The following is a 9,556-nucleotide window of genomic DNA, read 5'->3' as shown; positions in this document are numbered from 1 at the left end:
CTGCACTGTCGACGAGGCAGCCCACGCCCTCACTCCTGCCCTACCCACCGATCACCCTTGACAAAGGGCGCGAATTTCTCCAGTCCCGAGCCTCCCGACTGCATGACACAGCTGGTCTGCCACTAGGCTCTGTCCCGTCGCCCGGTGCCCCGGAGTGGCACCGGACAACAAGCACGCCCCCACAGTCGGCGCGTGCGGGGTAGAAAGGCACTGCAGGTGCTGAGAGAGATGAGCGGTCCCGAGTACGTCTCGGACCTGGTGGACATCACCGACCTGCCCATGGACGCACTGGAAGACCTGCCGGACACCGTGCTGGCGTCAGTGCTCCACGATGTGCGATTCCCGTCCGGCGAGAGCTTCGCCGCGTTCTCTTCGGCACTTCTCTGACACGCCGAGAACCCTTCTCGCCACCTTTCGGCCAACTATGATCCGTCCCCCCGCTGTGAGTTGAGCCCCGGCCCATCGGGGTATCACGTTGCCACGCACATATCCCGGCTCAAAGGCGTGGTGAAACGCCTGCGGCCGAATACGGCAGCCGGGGGGGGCGCTTTGGAGCGAGAGCCGTACTTCTTCCTCAGCTACGCGCGCCGGGACGACCGTGGCAGCGCCTTCGTGGGCCGTTTCTACGACGACCTGGTGGAGGAGCTGGACCGTCTGGGCGCGGACTGCAGCGGACAGCAGCCGTTCCTGGACATCGAGCGCATCGGCCTGGGCATGGACTGGGAGAGCACGCTCGGCAGTGAGATCGGGCACTGCCGTGCCTTGGTGGCCCTGTGCTCGCCCTCGTACGTCAACAGTCTCTACTGCGGCAAGGAATGGGCCGCCTTCGAATCCAGGCTGCTGAAGTACCGCGAGCAGACCGACATAGAGGTACCGGCGCTCATACCCGTCCTGTGGGCCCCCCTGCATCATGCGATGCCGCAGGAGATCAGCAAGTACCAGTACTTCGAACCGGCGATGGGTCAGGAGTACCTGGAGCAGGGTCTTATGGGGCTGCTGCGTTCCGCGCCCGGGGGCCGGGCCTACCGGGCCGTCCTGGAACTCGTGGCGAAGCGGGTGCGGCACGTCGCCGATCTCTTCCGGCTGCCCCGCGCGCAGGACCTCGACCTCCGTACCGTGCACAGCCCCTTCGAAGGACGGGAGCTCGCGGGGCCGAGAGGGCGTACCACGGGTCACGTCCGGGTGTTCATCGCCGCCGGCGTGACCGACCCCCTGCCCACAGGCCGGCAGCGGGGCGAGTACTACGGGCCCTCACCACTCGACTGGACCCCGTACCACCCTCCGATCCACCCCACCGTGGCCTACCGGGCTCAGCGCGTGATCATAGACGAGGGGTGCACGAGCAGCCTCGAAGTCGTCGACGGCGGTCTCGGCGAGAAGCTCGACGAGGCCATGCACCACAACCAGACGTCCGTTCTGCTGGTCGATGCGTGGGCCGCCCGGGAAAGCCAGTACCGCGCTCCGCTGTCCGACTACGACCGGCAGAACCATCCCGTCACCGGAGTACTCGTCCCGTGTCACGACACGGACGAGGAATCCGGCGACGAAGAGCTGTGGACCGACGTTCAGCAGGTCTTCAGACGCAACTGGATGCGACGCAACGACCCCTACGATCCGCTGTTCCAGGTCCAGGTCGAAAGACACCGGTTCGAGGACCGGCTGGCCCGGATGGTCGTCGTCGCCCAGAACCGTCTCATGGAGAAGGCCGTCCCGCGCCGGCTGCCCGCCGGGCTGTCGGCACCGCCCATGCCGGGACTCAGCGTCCCGTACACATCACTGCCCCGCACCGACGACCCGACCGATCCGCCGGGTCGTACGCCCCCGCAGAAGGATCAGGACGATGAGCACTGAGGCCGAGGCTCAGGACACCGGCACGATTGTCACGTTCTACTCCTACAAAGGTGGCACAGGCCGCACGATGGCTCTGGTCAACGTCGGCTGGATCATGGCCAGCAACGGCAAGAGGGTGTTGCTGGTCGACTGGGACCTGGAGGCCCCCGGGCTGCACCGCTACCTACGCCCCTTCCTCCTCGATCCGAAGCTGCGGGACACCGACGGTCTGATCAACATGGTGAACTCCTTCGTCGGACAGGTGATGCGCCCCGGTCCGCTGGAACCCGGCGCCGGGACCACCGTGATGAGTGACGAGGAACTGCGTTCCCACGTACGGCTCGGCCCTCGCACCACCGGCCTGGACCTGCGGTTCCCGGCGGGCGGCCGGCTCGACTTCCTGCCCGCGGGGCGGATGTCCCCCTCGTACTCCGCGGACGTCACGAGCTTCAACTGGCGCGCGTTCTACGAGCGTCTGGGTGGCGGCTCGTTCCTTCAGGCTCTGCGGGAGGAGATGAAGGCGTCGTACGACTACGTCCTCATCGACAGTCGCACGGGCGTCAGCGACATCTCGGGGATCTGCACCACCCTGATGCCGGACGTCCTCGTCGACGGGTTCGTGCTGAACCACCAGAGCATCGAGGGCGGCCTGGATGTCGCCCAGTCCGTGACGGCGGAGGTGCGCCACCCCGTGCGCATCCTCCCCGTGCCCATGCGCGTCGAGGACGGCGAGCAGGAACTGCTCGAATGGGGCCGCGACCTGGCTCGCGCGGAGTTCGGACCGTTTCTCTCCTGGCTGGTCGAATCGGAGCACGACCAGTACTGGGGAGATGTCGAGATTCCCTACAAGAAGTACTACGCCTACGCCGAGATCCCGTCCACGGTCCGGGACCGGCCCTCCCAGCCGGGCAACCTGCTCGCGGCCTTCGAGCGGCTCACCGCGTGGATCACCGACGGCCGGGTACGCTCCCTCGTCCCCCATCCGGAGGAAGAACGGCTGCGGATGCGTGCCGTCTACCTCGACCCCAGGACGTCATGGCCGCGCATCCACGTCAGCTACGCACCGGCCGACCGTATGTGGGCGGAATGGGTCGCGGCCCGGCTGGAAGCCACCGGATACCAGGTTTCGCTGCACAGCACCGCCGAACCGGGCGCCGGGACGCTGCCCGAGGTCGTCCCGGTGCTGAAGGGACGGGGAAGGCTGCTCGCCCTGCTCTCTCCCGAATATCTGGTGCAGCGGCGCACCCAGGACGTCTGGACCCAGTTGAAAGGCCACGAGAGCGCCAAGGGGGCACTGCTGGCGGTACGCGTCCAGGAGTTCGAACCCACGGCCCGGGACCCCTTCAGGGGTCGCTTCGCCGCCGACCTCACTCATTGCACTCCCGAGGAGGCGGAGACCCAGTTGCTGTCGGCCGTCGGCCCTGTCCGCCGCACGCGCGTCCCGGGCGGCGGCGTGACGGTCACCGGCACGGCAGCGCCACCGTTTCCCGGTACGTCCCCCACGGTGCAGCGCGTGCCCTCCAGGAACGTATCGTTCACCGGCCGGGGCTTCCTGCTGGAGAGGCTGCGAAACGGCTTCACCTCCGGCAGCACGACACAGGTTCTCTACGGGCTCGGCGGGGTGGGCAAAACTCAGATCGCCCAAGAGTACGCACATCGATTCAAAGCGGCTTATGACGTGGTCTGGTGGGTCACCGCCGCGCAACCCAGTCTGATCCGCCCGGCCCTCGCCGATCTCGCGCCGCGCCTAGGCCTGGAGGTCGGCGAGGACATGACGAGCACAGCGGAGTCGGTGCTGAGGGCGTTGCGCCGGGGTGAGCCGTTCGACCGCTGGCTTCTGGTCTACGACAACGCCGGACGCCCCGAACAGCTTGCGGAGTTCATCCCGACCGGGCCGCCCGGCGGCCACGTCCTGCTCAGTTCCCGCGACCGGACCTGGGTGAACGACGCGGGGCTGGTCGAGGTCGAGGTGTTCCAGCGTCAGGAGAGCACCGACCTGCTGCACCGCCTCAACACCGGGCTCACGGCCTCCCACGCGGAGGAGGTGGCCAGGGAACTGGGGGACCTGCCTCTGGCCGTGGCCCAGGCAGCGGTCTGGCTGAGCGAGAGCAGCATGCCGGTGGCCACCTATCTGGCGCTGCTCAAGGACCGCCTCACCGAGGTGTTGCAGACCACCCAGTTGCCGGCACGGGACTATCCCCACTCCGCCGCGGCGACCTGGCATCTGGCGGTGGACGAACTGCGCCGGGTCAACCTGGCGGCGGCCGAGATGCTGGAGATCTGCTCCTTCTTCGGACCTGACCCCATTCCCCTGCGACTCCTGTACAGCAAAGCCGTCACAAAGGCGCTGACCCTGCCCTCGGGTGAGCCCCGCGACGAGATGGCCGTCGCCCAACTGGTGCGTGCGATCAACCGGTTCGGCCTCGCCAAGAGCGACCAGAGCAGTGCGACCCTCACGGTGCACCGGCTGGTGCAGGCCGTCATCCGCGAACAGGTCGACGACGAACGCACACCGCAGGCCCGTGGTGTGGTGCACGCCGCGCTGGTCGACGCCGACCCGGGCGACCCCGACGTACCCGGGGACTGGGACCGCTATGCGGAACTGCTGCCCCATCTGCGACCCAGCCTGGCCGCCGAGAGTCCGGACCCCGAGGTGCGCAAGTGGGTCACCGACTCGGTGCGCTACCTGTGGAAACGCGGCCTGCACACCGACGGCCAAGAGCTCGCGGAAAGCACACTGGACCGCTGGGAGGAATGCGGCATCGGGCACCCCGACGACCCGCAGACCCTGATGCTGCGCATCCAGCTCGGCAACCTCCGCCGCTCGAGAGGGCAGCTGGGCAAAGCCTACGAGACCGATCAGGACACCTTCGAGCGATTCCACCGCACCAAGGGCCCGGACTACGCGCACACGCTCGCGGCCGCCGGGAACGTCGCAGCCGACCTGCGCGCGCTGGGCCGCTACCTGGAGGCCCGGGAACTCGACCGCCATACCCTCGACGGGGCCCTGCGGACACTGGGCGACGACCACCCGCGCACGCTCATGTACACCAACAATCTCGGCATGTCGGAGTACCTCGCGGGTGATCGCCGGGCTGCCCTGGACCTCCACGAACACGCCTACCGGCAGCAGAGCGAGGCACGCGGCCCGGACAACTTCTACTCCCTGCTGTTCGCCAGCAACTACGCCCGGGACCTGCGCGAGACGGGCAGTCTGAGGGAAGCCCTGGAACTGCTGCGCACCACCGTCCAGTGGTACGAGCAGACCCTCGGCGAGGGTCACATGGAGACGCTGAGGACGCGCCGCAACCTCGCCGTGGCCCTGCGCCGGGCCGGAGACTACGAACAGGCGAGAAAGATCGACGAGGACATCCACTCCCGGTACGTCGAGGCACACGGCACCGAGCACACGGACACCCTCGCCGCGGCCGTCGGTCTCGCCTGCGATCTGGCGGCACTCGGCGAGCCGGAACGAGCACGGCAACTGGCCGAACGGGCGAAGGACCGCTACAGCACCTACCTGGGTGCGGAACATCCCGTCACTTTGGCCTGCTCCACCAACCTCTCCGTCTACCGGCGGCTGACGGGCAGTCCGGACTCCGCGCGCGAGTTGTCCCACCAGGCTCTGCACCAGATGGCGCAGATCGTCGGGGAGAGTCACCCTTACAGCCTCAGCTGCATGATCAATCACGCGAACGACCTCGCCCTGGCCGGCGACCTGGAAGAGGCGGCCGAGTGGGACCGGCGTGCGCGACGGTACTTCCTCGACATCCTGGGCCCCGACCACTACGACACCATCAGCATCACCGCCAACCTGGGTCTGAGCCTGGGCGCGATCGGCCGGACCGAGGAGGCGGGACAGTTGGCGGTTGAGGCCGCGCGAAGGGCCCGGGACAAGCTGGGCGAGGCACATCCCACGACCCGGACAATACTGTCCGGAAAAAGGCTCGATTCGGACATCGAACCGCCGACCACCTGATCAGGCGTTGTCATCCGCCCCGAGAGCCACACAGCCCTCACGGGGTACCTATGATGGGCTCTTTCCTCCGCCGCCGTACCAGAGCGATCGATGCCGATGTCCGCCACCAACGCCCCGCCCGCCGCGCCCGCCGCGCCGGACAGCGGGTCGGAGTCCGTGCCCTTCCGACAGTTCCTGCTGAAGATCCACAGCCGGTGCAACCTGGCCTGCACGTACTGCTACATGTACGAGGCGGCCGACCAGAGTTGGCGGCGACAGCCCAGGAGCATGACTCCGGCGACGGTGCAGCGGGCGTCGCGGTTGATGGCCGAACACGCCGCGGAGCACGGACTGTCCGAGGTGCACGTGGTGCTGCACGGAGGCGAGCCCCTCCTGGTCGGGGCGGAGCGCCTGGAGGAACTCCTCGGGACCGTCACGGACGCGCTGGCCGGAATCGCCGCGCCGCGCTTCACCCTGCAGACCAACGGCATCCGGCTCGCCGAGGACCCGCGGCTGCTCCCCGTTCTCGACCGGCACGGGGTCCGGATCGGGGTGAGCCTGGACGGCACCCCCGCCGGTCACGACCGGCATCGACGGCGGGCCGACGGGCGAGGCAGCCACGCCGCCACCGCCCGCGCGCTCGAACTGCTGACGGAACCGGCCCACCGGCACCTGTTCGCCGGCCTGTTGTGCGTGATCGACCCCACCACCGATCCGCTGGAGACGTACGAAGCGCTCCTGCGATTCGCTCCGCCCCGGCTGGACCTGTTACTCCCCCATGGGACCTGGCAGGCTCCGCCACCCGGGCTCGCCGCACGGGTCTCTCCGCCCACGGCTCCGCCCGCACGGGGCCCGACCACCGGCCCCGCCCCGTATGCCGACTGGCTGCGCGTGGTCTTCGACCGCTGGTACGGCGCCCCGAGCCGGGAGACCGGCATCCGGCTGTTCGAGGAGATCATGGTGCTGCTGCTCGGCGGGACCGCCCGAAGCGAGGTGGTCGGTCTCACACCCGTCGACCTCGTCGTCGTGGAGACCGACGGGGCGATCGAGCAGGCCGACTCGCTCAAGGTGAGCTATCCCGGGGCACCCGAGACCGGGCTGCACGTGTTCCGCGACACCTTCGCCGACGCCGCCGCGCATCCCGCCTTCCGCGCCCGGCAGCGCGGCTTGAGCGGGCTCGGCCCCGTCTGCCGCTCCTGCGCCCGCTCCCGCGTGTGCGGCGGCGGCCTGTACGCCCACAGATACTTTCCCGGAGCCACCCCGGTCTTCTCGGCTCCCTCCGTGTACTGCGACGACCTGGCGGTACTGGTCGACCACATCGGCGCCCGGTTACGCCGGGACATCGCCGCACTGACCGTGCCCCGACGGGGGGCGTCCCGATGAGAGCGGCCACGGGGCAGGGGGCTGGTCTCGCGTCACGCCCCGGCCCGGATCTCGTCCCGCACACCGTCCCCGCCCCCGTCTTCAGAGCCCTGGCCCGCGCCCGCGGCGGTGCGACCGCCGTGGACCTGCTTCGGAGCGGGCAACTGAGCAAACGCATGCTGATGGCACGCGCCCTGCGCCAGGCGGCAGCCGGGCATCCGGAGGAGGGCACGGCAGAAGCGGCGTACCGCGGCCTGGTCGAACTGAACCGGCGGGACCACGCGGCTTGGCGCGAGGTCATGCTGCACCCCTACCTGGACGAGGGACTGACCCGCGCTCTCACCGCGCTGGAGCGCGGACTGCCCGCTGATCTGTCGTGGTTGGAACAACTGACGGCGGATCCAGGTCAGCGGGCATGGCACCGTGTCGACGCCATCTGTGACGGCATGGCACTCGAACTGCGGCTCGCCGACCACGGCCCCTTCCGTGAGGCGCACGGCCACGAACTCGCCGAACCGCTCACCGCCGGACAGACACAGAAGTGGACACAGGCACTGCGTGCCGCCTGGACCGTGCTCGTGCGGCGGCACCCCTGGCACGCACAGTCCATCGCCGCCGGCCTGTCCACAGTGGTCCCGCTGCTTCCCGACCCCGATGGCACCGAGGTGAGTTCGGCGGCCCGTCGCGCCTTCGGAGCCGTCGCCACCTCCCTCCCCGACGACCCGGGGCTTCTCGCACTGACCCTCGTGCACGAGTTTCTGCACGTCCAACTCGGCGCACTGCTCGACCTGTTACCGCTGCACGGTCCCCCGACGGACGCCCGCTACCACGCCCCGTGGCGGCTCGATCAGCGGCCCCTCGGAGCGCTGCTCCAGGGGACGTACGCGCACCTGGGTGTGACGGACTTCTGGCGCACCGAACTCGCCTCCGGGACGGGAGGCGAGCGTGCCCGACGCGAGTACGACACCTGGCGCGAGCACACCGACACCGCCGCCCACACTCTGCTCGAAAGCGGCGAACTTCTGCCCGCAGGCAGGCGGTTCGTGACGGAGTTGCGTGAGGCCGTGCATCGTCGGTTCGTGCCGGCAGGGGGCACTGCGCGGCAGAGCGGACCTCGTCCATGACCTTCGAGGACTAGGACTCCGGGCAGGAGACACCGTCCTCGTGCACTCCGCCCTGAGTACCGTCGGTTCCGTCGCCAACGGCGCGGAGACCATGGTGAGCGCGCTGTCAGAAGTCCTCGGACCCAGCGGGACGCTCGTGATGCGCACCTCGACACCTCACGACGCCCGCGCCTCCACGTCCTCGTCAGCCCAGTGCACCGCACCGGTCTTCGGCGTCGGTGTCCTGGCCGAGACGGTACGCACCCGGTCCGCTGCCCTGCACAGCGCTCATCCGCGGAGTGCCTTCACGGCGTTGGGCGCCCAGGCGGACTACATCACCTCCGACCCCTCCCCCGGCTGCTCCCTGGGCCAGGATTCACCGCTGGGCAGACAGGAGAAGCTCGACGCCCGAGTGCTGTTGATGGGCGTCGGTTTCGAGGCGTTCACCGCGTTCCACCTGGCGGAGTACCGCATCACGAGCCGTCTTACGGGCCCGCACGTAAGCGCCGAGACACTCCTGGGCTCCTCCCCGTTCGCGGCAGTGGGGGCCTCCTACGAGGCGACCGGGGCCGTGCGCTCCGGCCGGGTCGGCCATGCCCACTGCCGACTGTTCGACCTCGCTGACGCCGTCGCTTCCGCCGTCGGACAGCTGACGGGCAGGGCCGCAGAGGGCGCTCCTACACGGACAGCCCGGCGTCAGTAGTGATAACGGGCCGCAAGGATCACGATCTCCTTGTCCGTCACGAGACAGACAAGGCGGTGCTCGTCGTCGATCCGTCTCGACCACGCGCCGGGCAAGTGGTATTTGAGCGGCTCGGGCTTACCGATCCCCGTGAAGGGGTCACGCTTGACGTCTTCGATGAGCTTGTTGATCCGAGCGAGCATCTTGCGGTCGTTCTTGAGCCAGGACGTGTAGTCCTCCCAGCCCTGGTCCTCGAAGACAAGCCTCACTCGGCAGCCAACGCCTGTTCCGCCGCATCCGGGTCGATCAGCTCGCGCTCCGACACGTTGACGTTGCTCAGAGCATTCTCGTACGCCTTGAGCAGCCGCCGTGCGTTCACGGGTGAACGCAGCAAGTACGAGCCCTCGCGCAGCGCCGTGTAGTCCTCGGCCGAGACGAGCACGGCGTTACCGTGCTTGGAGACGATCTCGATGGCCTCGTGATCGTCGTTGACCTTCTTGATCAGCGGAAAGAGAGACTTACGGGCTTCGCTCGCAGTTATGGACATGGGCCGACCCCGTTCTATCACTGGTACCGAATAACGTACCACTGATGGCTCGCCTGGCACGGCAGAGAAGGAAG

General features: G+C 68.6%; 8 protein-coding genes. 6 read left to right on the top strand and 2 right to left on the bottom strand.

The window, feature by feature from the left end; translation table 11 throughout:
- Positions 1 to 192: 192 nt before the first annotated feature.
- The 6 genes from fxsA (at position 193) to STRTUCAR8_RS46255 (ending at position 8,956) form a co-directional block, all read left to right on the top strand.
- A complete protein-coding gene (fxsA, locus tag STRTUCAR8_RS49070) occupies positions 193 to 387 on the top strand; it encodes an FxSxx-COOH cyclophane-containing RiPP peptide (protein ID WP_234372512.1) in 195 nt (64 codons plus the stop codon).
- Between the two features lie 162 nt (positions 388 to 549).
- A complete protein-coding gene (locus STRTUCAR8_RS46275) occupies positions 550 to 1,851 on the top strand; it encodes a TIR-like protein FxsC (RefSeq protein WP_006383437.1) in 1,302 nt (433 codons plus the stop codon).
- On the top strand, positions 1,841 to 5,809 hold the full coding sequence (gene fxsT / locus STRTUCAR8_RS46270) for an FxSxx-COOH system tetratricopeptide repeat protein (RefSeq protein WP_006383441.1): 3,969 nt from the start codon (positions 1,841 to 1,843) through the stop codon (positions 5,807 to 5,809). Before STRTUCAR8_RS46275 ends, fxsT begins: the two co-directional genes overlap by 11 nt.
- A 96-nt stretch (positions 5,810 to 5,905) precedes the next feature.
- Positions 5,906 to 7,171 carry an FxsB family cyclophane-forming radical SAM/SPASM peptide maturase gene (locus STRTUCAR8_RS46265; RefSeq protein ID WP_044474059.1) on the top strand — a complete coding sequence of 422 codons (1,266 nt, stop codon included), beginning with the start codon at positions 5,906 to 5,908 and terminating at the stop codon, positions 7,169 to 7,171.
- Positions 7,168 to 8,274 carry an aKG-HExxH-type peptide beta-hydroxylase gene (locus STRTUCAR8_RS46260; protein ID WP_078507527.1) on the top strand — a complete coding sequence of 369 codons (1,107 nt, stop codon included), beginning with the start codon at positions 7,168 to 7,170 and terminating at the stop codon, positions 8,272 to 8,274. The genes STRTUCAR8_RS46265 and STRTUCAR8_RS46260 overlap by 4 nt, the downstream gene beginning before the upstream one ends.
- Positions 8,275 to 8,314: 40 nt before the next feature.
- Positions 8,315 to 8,956, top strand: coding sequence for an AAC(3) family N-acetyltransferase (locus STRTUCAR8_RS46255; protein WP_048818913.1), 642 nt, complete (start codon positions 8,315 to 8,317; stop codon positions 8,954 to 8,956).
- Here STRTUCAR8_RS46255 and STRTUCAR8_RS46250 read toward each other — a convergent pair.
- On the bottom strand, positions 8,950 to 9,204 hold the full coding sequence (locus STRTUCAR8_RS46250) for a Txe/YoeB family addiction module toxin (protein ID WP_006383444.1): 255 nt from the start codon (positions 9,202 to 9,204) through the stop codon (positions 8,950 to 8,952). The two genes, STRTUCAR8_RS46255 and STRTUCAR8_RS46250, sit on opposite strands and share 7 nt — an antisense overlap.
- Positions 9,201 to 9,482, bottom strand: coding sequence for a type II toxin-antitoxin system Phd/YefM family antitoxin (locus tag STRTUCAR8_RS46245; RefSeq protein WP_044474057.1), 282 nt, complete (start codon positions 9,480 to 9,482; stop codon positions 9,201 to 9,203). Before STRTUCAR8_RS46245 ends, STRTUCAR8_RS46250 begins: the two co-directional genes overlap by 4 nt.
- Positions 9,483 to 9,556 lie beyond the last annotated feature (74 nt).

The sequence above is a fragment of the Streptomyces turgidiscabies Car8 genome (genome assembly GCF_000331005.1).
Taxonomy (GTDB): domain Bacteria; phylum Actinomycetota; class Actinomycetes; order Streptomycetales; family Streptomycetaceae; genus Streptomyces; species Streptomyces turgidiscabies.
This window is presented reverse-complemented; position numbering and strand designations above follow the sequence as displayed.